We start from the raw sequence: 20,655 nt of genomic DNA on the forward strand, positions 1-20,655 counted from the left end.
ATAATTCAATGGCCGAGCTTTGGATAGGCACATTTCCTATTAATACTGCAAATTCAGGTATTCCGCTACTCAATGGACTGAACATAGATTTAGCAGGACACATTGTGGTTGCTGGTGTTGACAATGGTAGTGTCATCTTTGAGCTAAACGGACTAGCGACGAAAGGCAGCCTAATCAGCCCTTTTGGCATGCCGTGGGAAACCAGTGACCGAATTGCGGGCCATTTGATTCCAGGCAATTACCTCTTCGGGCTTACGGCGCCTCATACTCGGCAGATAATAGCATCCGGAACCACCAATGATGTCTATGGAGTGGCCGGTCTCTTTAGTAAAATGAATGAAAGGATAGATGAGGAGAACATAGAGTACGTATTCAATCTGACCAATTCGAACAGATATGCCAGAACTGCATTGGAGTTGATCGGGGCTAATATCAATTCCGGACAACTCAATGTTGGCGTTGGGGTGCCTGGCTTTGAAAAGTCCCTGCTATCACCTGGTGAGCTAACAGCGATATACCAGGACTGGGCGGACCACTGGGATGGAACCGTCGAGTTCTCTGAGCTTTATCAAAGCAATGGCGAGCTTCACCACAAAAAAACTAGCATACAAATCTTTGAAACACCCCAATGCTTCGTTGGAGCTACGTTGATATGTGGGTCTGACGGCAGTGCCAAGACAATTTCTGAGATAGCTGTTGGGGACGTGGTAGCTTCGTTCTGCGGTCTTCATTATAATCTCGAAGGAAAGGTGGTTCTGGAGATTTTCCAAAACGTCACCGATACTTGGATTGTCCTCTCGAACGGCCTGACTGTCACCCCGGGCCACCACTTCCTAGACGCCTTCGGCAAGTTCCGGACTATTGAGCATATCCTCCGCACCGATAGCCAGATTGTGCTTGCTGATGGCACGACCACGAGAGTGACCGGCGAATACATCCACTATACCGAAGCGACCGCAAACCTCTACGAGCAAGCGGAAGGCTATGTCTCTGCAATCGTCGGCAATCTCGCCCTCGCGCAAGTCTACAAGAAGGGATGGAAGACCTACAACTTCGAGGTCGAGGACTACCACACCTATATTGCTGGTGGTGTGCGCGTTCACAACGCATCAGTGTTCACTGCGTCCGGCAAGGACATCACGATCGGAGACCACACCAATGCCGCGGGCGATAGGCTCACGGTCAATCCGAACGGCTCCGTTACCAATCATGATACTGGCTACACGAGCCCGGCGTCAAACTTTGCGGGCGCGAAGCTCAAATCCATTGACGCCGCAGAGGCGGTCTACGGTCCCATTTCCCCCTCCAAGCAATATGATGCAGCAAACCTCGGCGCTTTTGCGCATTGGCAGGAAACAGGAACCGGCCCGAGCGTTACCCTTGCATCGGGCAAGGTTGTGCCAGCTGGAACCGTGTTTGCCAGCGGCAGCGGCTACACATCTGTGGTCAATGCGGATGGCTCGGTCACCAATCAGAAGACGGGTTACACGACCGCCGCCCCGGGCGGAGAGATCGTAGATCCGCACAATAATCCTTACAGTCCTGGTGACGTGGTGGCGAAGTATAATTCGTCCACGGGTAATTTTGACCATTATGCAAAGCCTGGCGCGACCGCCAGCGATTCCGGCGGGAGCAAATCGAGCCAGAGCGACCATGGCACCCCGAAGTCTCCTTCCTCATCCAGTTCCTCGAGCTCATCGTCGGACTCCTCGTCATCCGGCTCTTCATCCGGAAAGCCCGTGTTGCTCGATCTCGATGGAGACGGCATTGAAATTACCCCGCTGTCCTCATCCAGTACATTTCTGGACGTGTTGAACGACGGTCTACAGCATCGCACGGCCTGGGCCAGCGCGGGCGATGGCGTGCTGGTGCGTGATAGCGGCAATGACGGGTTGATCAACCGCGCCAATGAAATCGACTTCACCCAATGGGACAGTACGGCGCGCTCCGACCTCGAGGCGCTGCGCAATGTTTTCGACACAAATCACGATGGCCGGCTGACAGCAGCGGACCAGGATTGGTCGCTGTTCAAGGTTCTGGTCACGGAAGCCAATGGCACTCGCACGCTCAAGACTCTGGCCCAGCTTGGGATTACCGGCCTAGACCTGGTCACCAACAACCAGGAAGTGGTTTATTCCGACGGCTCCAAGCTGCTGGGTACCGCTCAATATACCAAGAGCGATGGCACCACGGGGCTGCTGGGCGACGCCACTCTCAAGTTCGACATAGACGGCTATCTGGTCACCGAAACGGTCACCACCAACCCCAATGGATCAACGGCGATCGAGACCATTGCCCGCAATACTGCGGGCAATCTCGAAAAGAAGACAGTGGTGACGACAAGTGCGGATGGGCTGACCCGCAACGTGGCATTCGACGACAATGGCGATGCCGTCAACGACCGCGTGCAGACCATCACCAAGGTCAACAATGCCGACGGATCGGTCACAGAGAGCGTGCTCGCCTATGATGGCAGCGGCACCGTGCTCGTCTCGCGTGAAGAGCGCCAGACCAGTGCGGATGGCAGGACCATTACGGTCAGTCTCGATTCGAACGGCTCGGGTACCATTTTCGATCGCGTAGAAACACGCGTTACCGCTCCAAACGGCACGCAGACCGTGACCGTTAGGACCGTCAACGCCAACGGTTCCACGCACGACGAGGTCACCACGATCACCACGGCCGATGGTCTCAGCAAGATCGTGCAGGTCGAACTGACTGGCAATGGCGTTATCAATGGCACGCGCGTCGAGACGACGTCGGTTGCCGCCGACGGCACCCGGACTGAAACTGTGACCAGCTACGCCGGGGACGGCACGACGGCGGCTCATCGGATTGGCAGCACGGCGACCGCCCGCTCGGCCGATGGCAGCATCAAAAACGTCGTCAGCGACCTCGACGGCAATGCAACGACCGATCTCACCACCGGCAGCGTGATCGTCCGCAATGCCGATGGCAGCACGACGACGACCACGAGCCATATCAATGGCAACGCGTCGCTGCGCGACCGCTCGGTGACCGACCTCAGCGCCGACGGACACAGCAAGACGATCCGGATTGACGTCGATGGCGACAATGACGACGACCTTGTAACCACCGACGTCAAAACCTTTGGTGGCGACGGTTCCACGACCCAGACGATCACCGCCACGAGCGGTAATGGCACGGTGCTACACAGGTCGGTGTCGACCTGGAGCGCAGACGGCAAAACCCGGACGATCAATGTCGATAGTGACGGCGATGGCATCACCGACCGGGCGCAGACCGTCGCTCTCATCTCGGGCGAGTCGGTTGAGACGAGCGCGGTCTATTCGCCGGACGGAAGCACGCTGCTGTCCCGATCGATTACAACGACCAGCGCCAATGGCTTGAGTCGGACCACCCAACTCGACCAGAATGGCGACGACACCATTGATGCAACCAGTACCTCAACCAAGGTGGTCAACGCCGACGGATCCTCGACGGTAACGGAAATCCTGCGGAATGGTGCGGGGACCGTTCAGCTCGGCAAAGTCGCAGTGACGACCAGCGCCGACGGCCTATCCGTCACGGAGTTGCGTTACCTTAACGCATCTACCTCGCCGCATCAAAAGGCTACCAGCGTTACCGTCCTCAATGCGAACGGATCGACGACGCAAACGGTAACGGCGTTTGCCGGCACCAACCTACTGCAGACGGGCCGTGCCATCACCGATATCAGCGCCGATCGGTTGACGACGACGGTCAAGAGTTATGTCAACAGCAATACCCTGCCCGAGAGCACCGTCACCACGGTCTCGAATGCCGATGGCTCGAAGACGCAGACCAACTTGCACTATTCCCTGGACGGGGCGACGCTGCTCGGCAACTCCACAGCGATAGTCAGTGCCGATGGGCTGACGGTGACGACGAGTGAGGATGCCAATGGCGATACTGTCACTGATGTCACGGCGGTCACAGCCAAGACGCTAAACAGCGACGGCACGATCACCACAACGACGACCGAGTACCAGGGCTCCGGCACGGCCGCGATCAACCAGGTCGGCCGCACACTCGTTGACGTAAGCGCCAATGGGCTCTCGACGACGACCCAAATCGACGCCAATGGTGACGGAATCTTCGATGCCAAGACTACCAGTGGCACAGTGTTCAACGCCGATGGTTCGAAAACCCAGACCGTCGCGAGCTACAATGGTGACGGAACGATCCAGACTGGAAGAACGGTGACTGGAGTCAGCGATGACGGTCTGAGCACGACGAAATCGATCTACCTCGGCAATCACACGACCGCCGACACCGTCGAAACCAGCGTCGTGGTGTTCAACATGGATGGCTCGAAGACGACCACCGCGTCGACCTACAGCGCCAGTGGGATTCTTGTTGCCCGGACGGTGGCGACCACCGCTGGCAATGGGCTGTCTTCCAGCATCGCCATCGATCACGACGGCAACACGGTCGATGATACCGTCATCTCGTCCGCCAATAATGCCGATGGCTCCGTCGTCACTACAGCCTCCGACTACACCAGTGCGGGCCTGCTCGCCTCGCGTTCGATCAAGACGGTGTCAGGCACCGGGCTTTCGACTAGCGTCAGCACCGATCTCGACGGCAATGGCACGACGGACCAGTCGCAAACTGACGTGATCGTACTCAATGCCGACGGCTCGAAGACCCGAACGCTCTCCAGCTTCAATGCCAATGGCAGCCTCAAGGAGAAGACCGTCGTCACGACCAGCGCCGACGGTCTGTCGATCAGCACGCAATGGGACGCGACGGGTAGCGGGAGCTTCACTGGCAGCCAAACCGATGTGACTACCATTGCTGCGGACGGCACGACGACCCGGACCATCTCGACCCTCAACGCCAATGGCTCGCTACACGACCGGTCCACCGTCATCACCAGCGCCGACGACCGCAGCGTCACCACTACTAGGGATATCTATGGCGATGGCGCGGTCGATCAGACTGTCGTTCAAACGGTGCGTGCGGATGGTTCGGTCTTGACCTCCAGCATGGACGGGACTGTCCAGTCGGCAGCCGGGAGGCTCTATGGGTCGCTTAGTGGCCACTACGAGACCGTCAGCGCCGATGGGCTGTCGCGCGCCATCCGCTATGACGCCGATGGCAACGGTCTCGCCGAGAATCAGACCACCGAGGTCGTCATCCTCAATGCCGATGGCAGCCGCGTGCGGATGACCTCCAACTCGACGCTCAGTGGCGGCGTCGCCTCCTCGGCCGACCCAGCATACGCGGTGACGCTCAACGAGAAGGCCGTCATCACCACCAGTGCCGACGGCCTGTCGACCACCACGCAGTACGACCTCACCGGCTCAGGTAGCTTCGGGGCGAGCCAGACCGACGTCACAGTGCTCAACGCCAATGGCTCCCGTACCGAGACGATCAGCAACTTCGTCGGCGCAACGCTCAAGAGCCGTTATGCAGTGACGACCAGCGCCGACGGGCTCAGCACTACAAAGCAGTGGGACACTGGCGGCACCGGGAGCTATTCTCAGACGTCAACCGATGTCTTGGTGAAGAACGTCAACGGTTCGACCACCGAGACCCTCACCAATACCGGAACGATTGGGGCACTGATGTCCAAGGCGGTGACGAACACCAGCGCCGATGGACGGACCACCACCATCCAGAAGGACATGGATGGGTCGGGCAGTTATGAGGAAGTTCAGACCATCGCCCGCGATACACTGGCGGACGGTTCGACGATCACGACGACCAGCACCGTGCACTGGACGGCCATCCTCACCGGCGGGGGGCTCAAGGACAAAACCGTCGTTCAGGTCAGCGCTGACGGTCGCACCGTAACGACAACCCGCGACGCCGATGGCGACGGTATCACGGACCAGTCAGAGCTAACGACCCGCTGGGTCGATGGCAGTTCGACGACCGTGGTCTCAGAGTTCGGGTCGAACGCGGCCCTGACCGGCAAGCTGATGACGACCACCAGTGCCGACGGGCTGACCGTTACGTCGCTGCGAGATCTGGACGGCGACGGTCTCAATGACCGCTCGACCACAAGAACCAATATCGCGAACGCCGACGGTTCGACCAGCACGACGCTGCGAATCTACAAAATCAGCGACATCGTCAACAACGTCGCGACGGCAATCTCACCGGTGTTGCTGCAGACGGCTGCCACATCGGTCAGCGCCGATGGCAACACGGTCACCGCGACAGTTGACGTTGACGGTAACGGATCGGTGGACGAGACCTCGACCACCGTCACCAAGATCGACGGCTCCATCATGACGATGACCACCGACAACACAGCGGCACGGGCCTTCGCGCCGCCGGTTGGCGATATTGTATGGAGCTCGGCAATCGCCTCCACCCACAAGACCGTGGCGGCAACCACGCTTACCACTGTCAGTGCCGACGGCAACTCTCGCACGGTGCAGGCCGATTATGATGGCAACGGCACCTACGAGCACACCGAAACCTGGACGACCAACATCGACGGTTCGCAGGTCGGCGTTATCTCCGACACGAATGCAAGCGGGACAGTGGTTGCAAGTGCGACGCAGACGATCAGCGCCGATGGCAACACCGTGTCGCTGAGGAGGGAGGAGGTTACCAACGACGGGTACGTCGAGCATTTCGAGACCTTACTGATCCGATCGGATGGCAGCAAGGTCAAGACGGTTAGCGACTACGGCAGAAACTGGACCTTGAAGCAGAGTGTGACAACTACGGTCAGCGCCGATGGCAACGAGCTGGCGTATGCAATCACGGGTGGCGCAACTAACGAGACGCTGGGCGGTGCTGCTGGTAACGACACCCTGGACGGCGGCGCCGGCGCCGATACCATGATCGGCGGCAAGGGTAACGACACTTATGTCGTGGACAACGTTGGCGATGTTGTCACGGAAAACGCCAATGAGGGTGCGGATGTCGTTAAGTCATCCATCACCTACACGTTGGGCAGCAACCTCGAACATTTGGTGCTTACCGGCGCGGCCGCGATCACCGGCACCGGCAACAGCCTGGACAACGCCATAACCGGCAATGGAGCATCCAACACCCTGACTGGTGGCGGTGGTCATGACAGGCTCGACGGCGGTGCGGGCAACGACACTTTGGTCGGTGGCACCGGCAACGACATCTACGTCGTAGATGCCACGGGTGATGTTGTGACAGAGGGCGCGAGCGAGGGGACCGACCTTGTAAGTTCGTCCATAAGCTACGCTCTGGGTGCTAATCTAGAGAATCTGATCCTCGTTGGATATTCTGCGATCAACGGGACCGGCAACAACCTTAACAACGTCCTTACCGGTAATGGAGGGGCAAACATACTCAACGGCGGTGCCGGCAATGACACGCTTGATGGAGGCGCCGGCATCGACACGCTGACAGGCGGGATCGGCGACGACTTTTACATGGTGGATACTGCCGGAGATGTGGTGACCGAAAACGCCAACGAGGGCACCGACACGGTCCAGGCGTCGGTGAGCTACGCTCTGGGCGCCAATGTTGAACGGCTGACGCTGACCGGCACCGCTTCGATTAACGGCACCGGTAATGGCCTTGAGAACATTCTGACGGGCAACGGGGGCAGCAACAGGCTGGACGGGGGGGGCGGCGCTGACACACTCATCGGCGGCGACGGCAACGATGTTTACGTTGTTGACAGCCTCGGCGATATCGTTGTCGAGAGCGGTACGGGCAGCGACACCGTGCAGACGTCCCTAACGTATTCCATCGCCACCCTGAGCACTGTGGAGAACCTCTCCCTCACGGGGGCGGCGTCGATCAACGCCACTGGTAACCTGCAGGCCAACGTTCTAACGGGCAATTCCGGGAATAACGTGCTTGATGGCGGAGCTGGAGCGGACATTCTGATCGGCGGTTATGGCAACGACACCTACGTCGTGGACGATGCCGGCGATATGGTCGACGAGACCTTCGGCACTGGCACGGATCAAGTGCAGAGTTCTGTTTCGTTTATCTTAGGCAGCAACGTTGAAAACCTGACCTTGACGGGCAGTGGTGCGATCAACGGCACTGGCAACAGCCTTGCGAACGTGCTGACCGCCAACAGCGCGAACAACGTCTTGAATGGTGGGGGCGGCAACGATGTGTTGGATGGAGGCGCTGGCGCGGACACTCTGATCGGGGGTGATGGCAATGACACCTACGTGGTGGACAACACTGGCGACGTAGTGGAAGAGACCTCCGGCACTGGCACGGATCACGTGCAGAGTTCTGTCTCGTTTATTTTGGGCAGCAACGTTGAAAACCTAACCTTGACGGGCAGTGGTACGATCAATGGCACTGGCAATAGCCTCGCGAACGTGCTGACCGGCAACAGCGCCAACAACGTCTTGAATGGCGGGGCCGGCGACGATGTGTTGGATGGAGGCGCTGGCGCAGACACTCTGATCGGGGGTGATGGCAACAATACCTACGTGGTGGACAATGCTGGCGACGTAGTGGACGAGTTCGGCACTGGAACCGACGTGGTAAAGGCCTCGTTCAGTTTTAGCCTCAGCGTATTAGGCAACGTCGAGAATTTGATATTGACCGGCAGCGGCGCGATCAACGGTACCGGGAACAATTTAGCGAACCGACTGACCGGCAACATCGCCGACAACGTCCTGGAGGGCGGCGTCGGCAGCGATAGGTTGTACGGAGGTCAGGGCAATGACACCCTGGTTGGCGGTGCTGACGGAGATATCCTTGACGGTGGGGCCGGCGCCGACACCATGATTGGTGGTCTCGGAAACGATGTCTATTACGTCGATGACGCTTGGGACTTGGTCTCTGAATACGCCAATGAGGGTGATGACGAGGTTCAGTCATCAGTCACATACGTCCTGAGCGAAAATGTGGAAGCGTTGCGCCTCCTTTGGTCAAATGTGATCGACGGAACCGGAAACAATCTCAACAACACCATTGTGGGGAACGCTGCGTCCAATACGCTCAATGGCCATGAAGGCGACGACGTTTTATGGGGTGGTGACGGAGACGACACGCTTATCGGTGGTGACGGCCGGGACTCGATGCAAGGGGACGCAGGCGCCGACATTATGATCGGTGGCTTGGGAGATGACTCTTATAAACTAAGTGACGCCCAAGATGTGATCGTTGAGGACGCTGGCGAGGGGATAGACCAAGTAACTTCGAATCTCGCGAGCTATACCCTTGGTGCCAACTTAGAAAATCTTATGCTCAACTGGTCCAGCGGAAACAGTACTGGTATTGGCAATAGTCTCGCAAATCGTATTTCTGGCAATGAAGGGAACAACATACTTTCCGGCGAAGACGGCAATGATTCCCTTGATGGTTCCTATGGCGATGACACACTGATGGGTGGTGCAGGCAACGATATTCTCCAGGGTAGCCGCGGTATGGATATTCTTAAGGGGGGCACAGGCATCGACACTCTCACGGGCGGTGACGGAGACGACATTCTCGAGGGCGGCACGGATACAGACTACGACTGGCTTTCCGGCGGCAGTGGCAACGATATCTTCGTCTTCAGGCTAGGAGACGGTAACGACGGCATCTCTGACTTCGAGGCGCACGGCGGGACAGCGAACGGCGATGTCATCGAACTACACGGGCAAAGTGTTTCGACTTTCGCCGAGCTGATGGCGAATGCCGTAGACTGGTCTGTTTCAGGTTTTAGCGTGATCAATTTCGATGGCGGCGTTCATGTCAAGCTCTATGGGGTGAGCCTGAGCCAGCTTTCAGCGGACGATTTTCGATTTGTATAGCGCGATTTTTTAGCCTCCGCGCCCGCCTTGCAGGGATCCCATGGTCCAACTGCTATCTTCGATTTCGCGCCAATCTAATCCATGAGTGCGACCGCTCTACCTTCAACGTCAGTGCGGCTGGCCGTTTGGCCCGCCGAAAACGCAATTGTTCCGGCGTCGCCACTGATTGCCCTGTTCATCGTCAGCCTGATGTCCAACCTGCTGATGCTGACAGGGGATCGCGATGAACATCAAGAAGCTCAGGTGGCTCTATGGCGAGGAGAAGCTTCAGGTCCGCAAGCGCGGCGGTCGCAAACGGGCTCTGGGCACGCGGCGGCCAATGCTGGTGCCAGATCGGCCCAACCAGCGCTGGAGCCTGGACTTCGTCAGCGATGCCTTCACCGATGGTCGCCGTTTCCGGGTGCTGACCGTGGTGGACGACCACACGCGGGAGTGCCTGGCTTTGGTTGCCGATACATCGCTGTCCGGTGGACGAGTGGTGCGCGAACTTGACGCCATCATCGCCAGGCGCGGTCCACCTCTTACGGTGGTCAGCGACAATGGCACCGAGTTCACCAGCATGGCGATCCTGCGCTGGTCCGAAGACCGGCAGATCGACTGGCACTACATCGCTCCCGGCAAGCCAATGCAGAACGGCTTCATCCAGAGCTTCAACGGCAGCTTCCGCGACGAATGCCTCAATGAGACCCTGCTCTCGTCGTTACCCGAGGCGCGGGACCGGATCAGCGCATGGAAGGAGGACTACAACAGCCAAAGACCGCACTCCTCGCTGGGCAACCTCACGCCCAATGAGTTCGCCACGCGACTGGCACTGGAAAAGCAGGCCGCATAGGGCCAAACATCAACCAATGGACTCTCCTCAAAACCGGAGGGAACATGGGGCGCAGGTTAGGGCATCGACACTTCGGTCCACAAGTCTGACCCAGCTCAGATAATGGCAACCGGGATTGATCGGTCAATTGAGTGCTCGTCAATTCCAGAAACTAGCCAGATAACGATGCACCGCAAAGGCTGTGCCGGCAAAGTCTTCAGCGCGTCCGCCCTTGGAGAATCAAAAAAGACGAGAGGAATGACCGGAATGGGGCGCGTTTCAGTCCGGCCGCTTCCACAGACCTGCCGGACTGTCGCTACTCGAAGCCGCTTTGGCGCGATTGTCGAGCGGCTATCAAATAAGAGGGCGGCGACCTTAACGGCCGCCACCTTGAGAGACACGAGCTTACTGAGCTGCGGGCGCAACTGGCGTGGTCGTCTCAGCAGGCGCGGGAGTAGCTGCCGGAGCTGTTTCGGTCGTAGTCGATGCAGGGGCGGTTGCAGCGGGTGCTGCCGGCGCCGGAGTAGCTGCTGGTGTTTCGGTGGTGGTGGCGGCAGGCGTTGTGGTCGAGACGCTGACACCGCCGCCGCTGCGGTTGTTCATTATGAGGACGACGATCAGCACGAGTGCGACGATCGCAACGACGCCGATGATGGTGTTTCGATTGTTCATTGGAGCTCCTTCAGAGCAATGCCTCTTGTAGCCTGTTGGCTGGGCATCTCACTTGTGTATCTCACACAGGGCGCATGTGCCAGCAGACGGAAGTCACTCTCCGAGCATGGAACCATGACACGAAAGGCAGTGCCAGACAGTTGCTGACATCGCCGCAGTGGCATATGCGAACTTTGTCCGGATCAATGTTGGCTTCAAAGGTTATAGCCCCGCAGTGACACGATCCGTCGACCTGCATCTGTCGCTTCCTTTTCATGGACAGGACCATAGCAGCGCGCTCTATGGCCAAGCGAATAGGGCAGCGTACTCTATCGCGCCCGGAAGGGCCATTTCGCTTTCCACCCCGTTTTCGACGTTGGCGAGACGCTAACCGGACTGACCGGTTTCAGGAAGTCGATGCCCTGCCTGAACGGCCGGAATGGGCGCTCAGCGGACGAATAGCTTGCCTGCACGGGTATGAAGCGGTGACCAAATTGGATGCGCTGGGCTGTCTGCCAGCCCAGCGCAGTTGAATTATGCAGCCTGAGCTTCGTCAGCGACGGAGGCGCTGTCCATGGCCTTCATGTAGAGATCGAGGAGAGTTTCCTGCTCGTCTCGCTCGTCCTGATCCTGCTTGCGCAGTTTGATGATCTCCTTGATCACCTTGATGTCGAAGCCTTCGCCCTTGGCTTCAGCGAAGACTTCCTTCTTGCCTTCGTTCAGCTCAGCGATCTCGGCTTCAATGTGCTCGATACGTTCGACGAACGAGCGGATGCGGCCGCCTGCAATCCCAACGTCATTCATGGTGGCTCCTTTGCATTGAAGTGAGCAATCTCAAGGGAGCGGGTTGATGAAGCGTAAACCATCCACCAGGGCCGCTTGGTACTTCACAGCTATTGCGAAGCACCCGGTGGATTTCGAATGCAGGAGCTTTCGTTGTCCGAGTGGAGCGGTTCCAATTCAGGATAGTCGCTCGCGCTAACCTGTTGCGAATGAATGCATTCTTGTCTGGATACCAAGTCGCCGAAGTCACCAGCTTTAGAGAACAACCGGGGTGGAGAGAGCCTTTGGGCTCCTCCGGTTACGTCGATAGTCAACAGGTCCGGCCGCAAAGGCGGCGAAGGCTGGGGTTCTTACCCCTGCCCTACGGCTCGGAGAATATTGGTTGCTGGAGGAGTGGCGGGTAGAGAGGGATTCGAACCCCCGGAACGCTTGCACGTTCGCCGGTTTTCAAGACCGGAGCAATCAACCACTCTGCCATCTACCCGTGAGGTCAGCCTTTAGCGATAGTGGACCGGGCTGTCCAGCCCGGCCGCTATCAGGGCAGGAGCACGACCGAGCCGGTCGTCTCGCGGGCCTCGAGCGCCTGGTGGGCTGCGGCAGCCTCGCCAAGCGGAAAGCTGCGGCCAATCTCGACCTGGATGGCGCCGCTTTCGATGGCGCCGAACAGCGCCGTCGTGCCCTCGAGCAGCGCCTCCCGCGTGGCGAAGTAATGCGCCGTGGTGGGCCGCGTGACGTAAAGCGAACCTTTGCGCATCAGGAGGGTGATGTCAGGGATCGATACGACGCCGGAGGCATTGCCGAAGCTCACCATGAGCCCACGCGGCCGCAGGCAGTCGAGCGACTTTTCGAATGTCGACTTGCCCACGCCGTCATAGACCACGTCGACGCCCCTGCCCCCGGTAAGCTCCCGCACCCGCTCGGCGAAGTCTTCCTGGTTGTAGTTGATGACATGGTCGCAACCATGCGCCTTGGCCAGTTGCACCTTGCTGTCGCTGCCGGCAGTCCCGATCACCGTGGCACCGAGCGCCTTGGCCCATTGCGTGGCGATCAGGCCGACGCCGCCGGCCGCCGCATGCCAGAGGATGGTCTCGCCTCGTTGCACCGGCCAGGTCTTGAACAGGAGATAGAACGCCGTCAGGCCCTTGAGCATCACGGCCGCAGCCGTGCGGTCATCCACCCCATCGGGAACGGGCACGAGTTTTTCCGCCGAAACCAGCCGCTCCTCGGCATAGGCACCGAGCTGGCCCTGATAGGCGACGCGGTCACCCACCTCGAACCCGCTGACGCCCTCCCCTACAGCCGTCACCACGCCAGCCCCTTCGCTGCCCGCGACAAAGGGCAAGGTGACCGGATAAAGCCCCGAGCGCTGGTAGGTATCGATGAAGTTGAGGCCAATGGCCGTCTGCCGGATCGCGACCTCGCCGGCGCCGGGACTGGCCAGCGGCCAGTCCTCCAACGTCATGACCTCCGGCCCACCCGTCTTGTGGACGGCGACGACGCGGGTCACAGCGGCGACTTCGGCTTGCGTGGCGCCGACTTGGGCCGCGACTGCGCCCGGGACTGCGGGGTCGTGCGCGGACGCACCGGTGCGGCCGTGACTAGGGGCGCCGCAGGCGTAGCAACGCCCTTGCCGGTCACTGCCGCTACAGCCGCGGCCGAAGACACGGAGCCCGTATCACCCGTGAAGGGGGTGAAGCTCGGCTTGTGCGCACCGCTCTTTTTGAGCTTGCGCTGCTTGGCGAAGATGTTGACCGCCTCCACCAGCACCGAGAAGGCCATGGCCGAATAGATGTAGCCTTTGGGGATATGGAAGCCGAAGCCGTCGGCCACCAGCGTCACGCCGATCAGAAGGAGGAAGGACAGCGCCAGCATCTTGGTGGTGGGGTGATCGGCCACGAACTTGGCGATCGGGCCCGAGGCCACAAACATCACCGCAACCGCCACCAGCACGGCCGCAACCATGACGAAGACCTGGTCGGCGGGCACCATGCCCACCGCCGTGATGATCGAGTCGATGGAAAACACCATGTCGATCAAAACGATCTGCAGCAGGATCGCCTGCAGCGTCGCCTTGGCGGCATCGGCCAGACCGACCTCGTGGTCGTCCTCGATTGCCGCATGCATTTCATGGGTGGCCTTGTAGATCAGGAAGCCGCCACCAGCGACGAGGATGATGTCCTTCCACGAGAAGTCGTGGCCCAGGGCCGAGAAGACGGGGTCCTGCAACTGCACGATCCAGCTGATCAGGAACAGGAGGACGATTCGGAAGGCCAGCGCCAGGCCGATGCCGAGCTTGCGGGCGAACTCTGCCTGCTCGCGCGGCAGGCGCGACACCAGCACCGAGATGAACACGATGTTGTCGATGCCCAGCACGATCTCCATGATCGTCAGCGTGGCAAAGGCGACCCAGACATTTGGATCGGCGAGCAGTTCAAGCATCGTTCACTCCCTCTTGATTGAGCAAACATATCTAAGTGGCGGCCGCGGGGGAGGAAAGTCCCTGCACAGGCTTTTCTGCTGCCACACAGGCGGCACAAGGTCGCTCCCCCGCCACTGGCCGGCGCGGCCCACGCGGTGATAGCTTGTAGGCAGATGCGACGCAGACCGCGAGGAACCATGAGCCAGCCAGACGCAGATGCCCTTGTTGTCGGTGGCGGCCTTGCAGGCATGGCCGCAGCCATCGCCGTGGCGCAGGCCGGGCTCGAGACGATCCATCTGGCTCCCCCCGCTCCGCCCGACCGCCGCACGTCGGCCCTGATGATGCCGAGCGTTGAATATCTCCAGTCAGCGGGCCTCGTGAACGACCCCGAAGAGATCGGCCACCCGCTCACCCAGATCCGCATCATCGACGCCACCAACCGGTTGATCCGGGCGCCCGAAACGCTGTTCGACGCAGCCGAGGCTGGCCTCGCCGCCTTTGGCTGGAATTTCGCCAATATGCGCCTGATGGAGCGCTTCCAGGCCGTGGCGCATGAATTGCCAAATCTTCGCGTCGAGGCAGCAAGCCTCGCAACGCTCGAGGCGGGCACTGCGACGCTGGCCGATGGCTCACGTCTCCAGGCCCCGCTGATCGTGGGTGCCGACGGCAAGAAGTCGCTCGTCCGCGGCGCCGCAGGGCTTGTCGCCCGCGAAACCGCCTTCACCCAGTCGGCCCTGGTCTGTGACCTCGATCTCGGCCGCCCCATCGGCGGCACCTCGATCGAATTCCATTATCCGCAGGGACCTTTCACCCTGGTACCGGCTGGCGGCAATCGTGCAAACCTCGTCTGGATCGACGATCACCAGGTTCTTGTTGCCGCCAGGGAGGGCTCTCCCGAGTCCCTGCTCGCCCTGCTGCAGGAAAAGTCGCAGCGCCTGTTCGGCCGCATTTCGCTCGTAAGTCCGGCCTTCGTCTTCCCGCTCAGCAACCTGACGGTCGACCGTGCCGGAACCGAGGGCGTGGTGCTTGTGGGCGAAGCCGCCCACGCCTTCCCCCCGATCGGAGCGCAGGGCCTTAACCTCGGCCTGCGGGACGTGGCCGATCTTGCCAGCGCTCTCGCTACCGTCGACCGTAGCGCGCCGGACTGGGCCCATGTGGTCAGCCGCGACTATGCACGCCGCCGTGCCAATGATCTGGCGCGGACCGGTGGCATGGTCGACACCCTCTTCCGCTCGCTTCTGGCCGAAATGATCCCGGCGCAGGCCCTGCGCGCCGGTGGTCTTTGGGCGCTCAAGCTCGCGCCAGTACTGCGCAAGCAGGCCTTCGCCGTAGGCATGGGCCGCCGCTGACCTCCCTCACGCTCTGGCACAAACAAAAAAGGCGCGGTCTCCCGCGCCTTTTTCTGATCTGTTCGACTGGCTTACTGCGCAGCAGGGGCTTCGGCCGGTGCCGCAGCAGGGTCGGCAGCGGGTGCCGCACCATCGGCAGGAGCAGCACCACCATTGAGCTGCTGGCGCAGCGACTCGGCACGGTCCTGCAGCACCTGCTCCAGCGCATTCTCGCCCGAAGTTTCCTGGCGGAATTCGTCGAAGGTCAGCGCAGCTTCGCCGTCATAGGCAGCAGTGAAGCCGGCTAGGGTGATCTCGATGGTGAGATCCTGATTCTGCCGGTTCTTGGCGGTGAGCTTGAGCGTGCTGCCTTTCTTGAGGGAGTTCACATACTGCTCGTTGATCACCAGCTGCGTGGCGCAGGAGGTGGGATCGCACAGCATATAGGGTACGCGGACCGGCTTGGCATTGTCGATCTGCCAGGTCAGGCCGAAGGGCAGCAGCACGCCGAGCGGCACGGCGGCCACGGCGAGGAGGCGCGATTCCTGGCCCGGATCATCGCGCAGCAGGAAGGAACCGAGGAAATTGCCGTTGGCCAGGACCACCTGGCGCATGATGCAAGCCTGCTGGCCATCGGGCAGCGGATCGCAAACCTTGAGCCAGTTCTGGCTCGGATTGGCGTTGCCGGCATTGGGGACCGCTGCGGCATCGGCCGCGGGAGCATCTGCAGCCGGCGCCTCGGCAGCCGGAGCTTCCGCAGGGGCAGCGTCCTGAGCGAAGGCCGAGAGCGGGGACAGCATGAGCGCGGCCACCGCGAAACCAGCAACAATAGGTTTCCTGATGTTCATAGAATTTCCTTGGCTTCTTTGGCGGTCCCGGATGGCCTGATGCCACCGCGTGAATTGAACTGCCCTTCAAGTGCTGAATTCGGGCAATAACATGACCGACACTCCTTGCGAAAGGATTATGGCCGGACAGGGTTTATACGGCTGGCTCAGGCCGCGTTTTCCGCCAGTTTTGCTAGACGTGAGAGGATTGCGGCAGCGCCTTTTAACCGGTCGTTCGGCGTCGGCCAATTGCGGGCGAACACGAGTTTCTGATCGGGTTTGATACGGACCTGGTTGGCGGGGTCGCTCACCAGCTTGACCAAAGCGGCCGGGTTGGGGAACTCGTTCCCGCGCAGCGTGATCACCGCGCCCTTGGGCCCGGCATCCACCTTCTCGACGTTGGCCTTGCGGCACAGCGCCTTGACCAGGATGACCTTGAGCAGCGCCTCGACCTCCTCGGGCAGCGGCCCGAAGCGGTCGATGAGCTCGGCACCGGCCGCGTCGATGTCCCGCACTTCGGTCAGGTCGCCCAGGCGCCGATAGAGCTGCATGCGCAGCTGCAGGTCGGGAATGTAGTGTTCGGGAATCATCACCGGCATGCCCAGCGAGATCTGCGGGCTCCACTCGTGCTTGTCGTCATAATCCTCGTCACCGTTCTTTAGGCTGGCGACCGCTTCTTCCAGCATGGACTGGTAGAGCTCGTAGCCGACTTCGCGGATGTGGCCGGACTGCTCGTCTCCGAGGAGATTGCCCGCCCCGCGGATATCGAGGTCGTGGCTGGCCAGCTGGAAGCCGGCGCCCAGCGATTCGAGCGACTGGAGCACACCGAGGCGGCGCTCCGCCGTATCGGTCAGCTTCTTGTCGGCCGGCACGGTGAAGAGCGCATAGGCGCGTGCCTTGGCGCGACCGATGCGGCCGCGGATCTGGTAGAGCTGGGCCAGCCCGAAATGATCGGCGCGGTGCACGATCAGCGTATTGGCGTTGGGAATATCGAGGCCCGACTCCACAATCGTCGTGGCAACAAGCACGTCGAACTTGTTGTCGTAGAAGGCATTCATGATGTCGTCGAGTTCGCCCGGCGCCATCTGCCCATTGGCCACCACGAAGCTGACCTCCGGCACCTGCGCCTTGAGGAACTCGGCAATCTCGTGCTGGTCCTTGATGCGCGGCACCACATAGAAGCTTTGGCCGCCGCGGTACTTTTCGCGCAGCAGCGCCTCGCGGATCGATAGCGGGTCGAAGGGCGCAATGAAGGTGCGGATTGCGAGGCGGTCCACCGGCGGCGTCGCCAGCAGCGACAGGTCGCGGACGCCGGTCAGCGCCAGCTGCAGCGTACGCGGAATTGGCGTCGCCGTCAGCGTCAGCACATGCACATTGGCCTTGAGCTCCTTGAGGCGCTCCTTGTGGCCCACGCCGAAATGCTGCTCCTCGTCCACGATCACGAGGCCGAGGTTGTGGAACTTGATGGTCTTGCTCAGGAGCGCATGGGTGCCGACCACGATGTCGACCTGGCCATCGGCCAGGCCTTCCTTGGTTGCCTTGAGCTCGGCCGCACTGACCATGCGCGAGGCATGCCGCACCCTGACCGGCAGGCCGGCGAAGCGTTCGGCAAAGGTCTTGAAGTGCTGCCGTGCCAGAAGCGTCGTGGGCACCACCACGGCCACCTGCTTGCCGCTCAGCGCCACGGCAAAGGCGGCACGCAGCGCCACCTCGGTCTTGCCGAAGCCGACGTCGCCGCACACCAGCCGATCCATGACGCGGCCGGAGGTGATGTCGTCGAACACCGCTTCGATGGCGGCAAGCTGGTCCTCGGTTTCCTCATAGGGGAAGCGCGCGGCGAATTCGTCATAGGCGCCTGGGTTGAGCTCGATGACCTCGGCCTTGGTCAAGAGGCGCGCCGCCGCGATCTTGATCAACTGCTCCGCCATTTCGCGGATGCGCTTCTTGAGCTTGCCCTTCTTGGCCTGCCAGGCGACGCCGCCCAGCTTGTCCAGCGTCACGTTGCCGTCGTCGCTGCCATAGCGGGTCAGCAGCTCGATATTCTCGACCGGCAGGTAGAGCTTGGTTTCGCCGCCATATTCGAGCTCGACGCATTCATGCGGAGCGCCGCCCGCCTCGACCACCTTGAGCCCAAGAAACCGGCCGATACCGTGGTCTACGTGGACGACGAGGTCGCCGGCGGCAAGGCTCGCAGCCTCTGTCAGCGCATCAGAGGCCTTCTTCTTGCGTTGCGGCCGCAGGATCCGCTCACCCAAAATGTCCTGTTCGGACAGAACCAGAAGGTCCTTGGTTTCAAAACCCGTTTCGAGCGGCAGCACCACCAGCGACGTGGTTGCCGCGCTGGTCGTTTCGGCATCGCGCCAGTTTTCCGCCAGGCGCGGATTGGTGAGCCCATGGTCCTTGAGCACCTGAGCCATGCGGTCGCGCGTACCGGCGCTCCAGCTGGCGATTACCGCCCGTCGCCCGTTGCGGCGCTCCGTCAGCAGACGATCGACCACGGCTTGGAACAGGTTGACGTCCGAGGCTTGGCGTTCGGCGGCAAAGCTTGGGGCAATGCGCCCGCCGGCATCGTCACTGGCCTTGGTGTTGGGCGCCATGAACTGGCTGAGCTGCACCACGCTAGCGCCTGCCAGCGCATAGGGATGCTCGTCCACCGCGTAAAGCAGTTCGGGCTTGATCGGCTTGTAGGGCGCCCCTGCCCCGGCCACCACAGGCGCCAGCCGCGCCGCCTCGCGCGCGTCATAGTAGTCCTTCACCTGCGTGGCGCGGTCGCCATATGCTTCCACTGCCTGCTCGTCGAAGACGAAAGGCGCATCACCGACATAGTCAGCCAGCGTGTCGAGATGGTCATAGAAGAAGGGCAGCCAGTGCTCGGTGCCCGAATAGCGCGAGCCGCCGCTGACCGAGGCGTAGAGCGTATCATCGACGGTATTGCCGCCGAAGGCCGCCGTATAGTTCTGCCGGAACCGCCTGATGGTGTCTTCCGTCAGCACCACCTCGCTCATGGGCGTCAGGTCCACGCGCTTGAGCGTGCCCGTGGTGCGCTGCGAATCCGGATCGAAGCTGCGGATGGATTCCAGCTGGCTGCCGAAGAAGTCGAAACGCAGCGGCGCCTCGGCACTTGCGGGAAACAGGTCCACCAATCCGCCGCGGACTGCGTATTCGCCGCTCTCGCGCACGGTCGGCACGCGCAGGTAGCCATTGTTGGACGCCCAGGCGATCAGCTTACTGCTGTCGACCACCCGTCCCGTCGCCGCCGAGAAGGACATGGTCTCCACCACATCCCGCGGCGGCAGCTTCTGGATCAGGGCGTTGACCGCGGTCAGCACCACCGCGCCCTTGGTCCCGCTGGTCAGCGCCGCAAGCGTGTTCATCCGCGCCGCGATGGTCACGTTGTTGGGCGAGACGCGGTCATAGGGCAGGCAATCCCAGGCCGGCAGTGTCAGGATCGTATGCCCAGGCAGCATGGCCGTCAGGATATCGGCCATCCGCTGCAACCGGCGCCCGTCGCGCGCCACGAAGACGATGCTGGCTGCGTCATCGGGCGCTGCCTCCACCCGCTTCTGCACCAGCCCGGCAAGCACCATGGGCTGCATGCCATCGGGGACATTGCTGATGGTGCGCGTGGGGCGCTGGGCGACGATTTCGTTCATGGGTTCAGCCGCGCTTGGTGGTCAGCAATGAGATGGGCGAGAAATTCGCGATCGACATGGGCCGGCGGCTCCTCCTGGCCCATCACCCATTTGAGCAGCGGCGGGTCCTCTTCATCCATAAGCGCTTCGAGCCGATCGAGTTCCGCCTCGTTCATGGCCTCGGTATGCTGGTCGGCATAGGGCCCCAGGATCAGGTCCATCTCCTTGGTCCCGCGGTGCCAGGCACGATAGCGCAACTTCTTGCGGCGCATGGAAATGTCTTCACCGGCAGTCATTTGACGCACCATGATCCTGATTTCGTTCCCGATTTGGACGCTCTGTTTACTGTGATTGTTATGGCTTGTCAGCCACAGAATCCTGAGTCGGCTACCCTCCCCCTTGCGGGGAGGGAGAGCGAGATAGGACTTAGCTCTTCGCTAAGTCCGTGATCGAGCCGGGTGGGGGTGCGAGAGCCCGGATATCGTGACTCC

At 60.9% G+C, this 20,655-nt stretch carries 9 protein-coding genes, 1 tRNA gene and 1 pseudogene; 3 read left to right on the top strand and 8 right to left on the bottom strand.

The features are described from left to right. The first annotated feature begins 8 nt into the window (after nt 1-8). Nucleotides 9-9,713, top strand: coding sequence for a calcium-binding protein (locus VIL88_RS12705; protein WP_331989397.1), 9,705 nt, complete (start codon nt 9-11; stop codon nt 9,711-9,713). 211 nt (nt 9,714-9,924) lie between these two features. Further along, a pseudogene (locus VIL88_RS12710) lies at nt 9,925-10,545 on the top strand (IS3 family transposase); the annotation flags it as partial. Nucleotides 10,546-10,929: 384 nt separating this feature from the next. Here VIL88_RS12710 and VIL88_RS12715 read toward each other — a convergent pair. The 5 genes from VIL88_RS12715 to VIL88_RS12735 form a co-directional block, all read right to left on the bottom strand. Then, complete coding sequence (locus VIL88_RS12715; RefSeq protein ID WP_331989399.1) at nt 10,930-11,196, bottom strand: hypothetical protein; 267 nt, start codon at nt 11,194-11,196, stop codon at nt 10,930-10,932. A gap of 513 nt (nt 11,197-11,709) precedes the next feature. Next, a complete protein-coding gene (locus VIL88_RS12720) occupies nt 11,710-11,979 on the bottom strand; it encodes a DUF2312 domain-containing protein (protein ID WP_331989401.1) in 270 nt (89 codons plus the stop codon). A 373-nt stretch (nt 11,980-12,352) separates the two neighbouring features. Then, a tRNA-Ser gene (locus VIL88_RS12725) sits at nt 12,353-12,442 on the bottom strand. A 51-nt stretch (nt 12,443-12,493) separates the two neighbouring features. Continuing rightward, complete coding sequence (locus tag VIL88_RS12730; RefSeq protein ID WP_331989403.1) at nt 12,494-13,465, bottom strand: quinone oxidoreductase; 972 nt, start codon at nt 13,463-13,465, stop codon at nt 12,494-12,496. Continuing rightward, the gene (locus tag VIL88_RS12735) at nt 13,462-14,397 is read right to left on the bottom strand and encodes a TerC family protein (RefSeq protein WP_331989405.1); all 936 of its coding nucleotides are present in this window, start codon (nt 14,395-14,397) and stop codon (nt 13,462-13,464) included. Before VIL88_RS12735 ends, VIL88_RS12730 begins: the two co-directional genes overlap by 4 nt. Before the next feature lie 177 nt (nt 14,398-14,574). Here VIL88_RS12735 and VIL88_RS12740 point away from each other — a divergent pair, with 177 nt between their 5' ends. Continuing rightward, nucleotides 14,575-15,726, top strand: coding sequence for an FAD-dependent monooxygenase (locus tag VIL88_RS12740; protein ID WP_331989407.1), 1,152 nt, complete (start codon nt 14,575-14,577; stop codon nt 15,724-15,726). A 71-nt stretch (nt 15,727-15,797) separates the two neighbouring features. Here the strand turns inward: VIL88_RS12740 and VIL88_RS12745 are convergent, their stop codons facing one another. From VIL88_RS12745 to VIL88_RS12755, 3 genes are all read right to left on the bottom strand, one after another. Next, the gene (locus VIL88_RS12745; protein ID WP_331989409.1) at nt 15,798-16,553 is read right to left on the bottom strand and encodes an invasion associated locus B family protein; all 756 of its coding nucleotides are present in this window, start codon (nt 16,551-16,553) and stop codon (nt 15,798-15,800) included. A gap of 146 nt (nt 16,554-16,699) precedes the next feature. After that, nucleotides 16,700-20,185 (bottom strand): transcription-repair coupling factor, encoded by a 3,486-nt coding sequence (gene mfd / locus VIL88_RS12750; RefSeq protein WP_331989411.1) that lies wholly within the window; start codon nt 20,183-20,185, stop codon nt 16,700-16,702. Further along, a complete protein-coding gene (locus VIL88_RS12755; protein ID WP_331989413.1) occupies nt 20,182-20,460 on the bottom strand; it encodes a succinate dehydrogenase assembly factor 2 in 279 nt (92 codons plus the stop codon). The genes mfd and VIL88_RS12755 overlap by 4 nt, the downstream gene beginning before the upstream one ends. Nucleotides 20,461-20,655 lie beyond the last annotated feature (195 nt).

Origin of the sequence: Devosia sp., from assembly GCF_036563435.1 — a bacterium.
GTDB lineage: Bacteria > Pseudomonadota > Alphaproteobacteria > Rhizobiales > Devosiaceae > Devosia.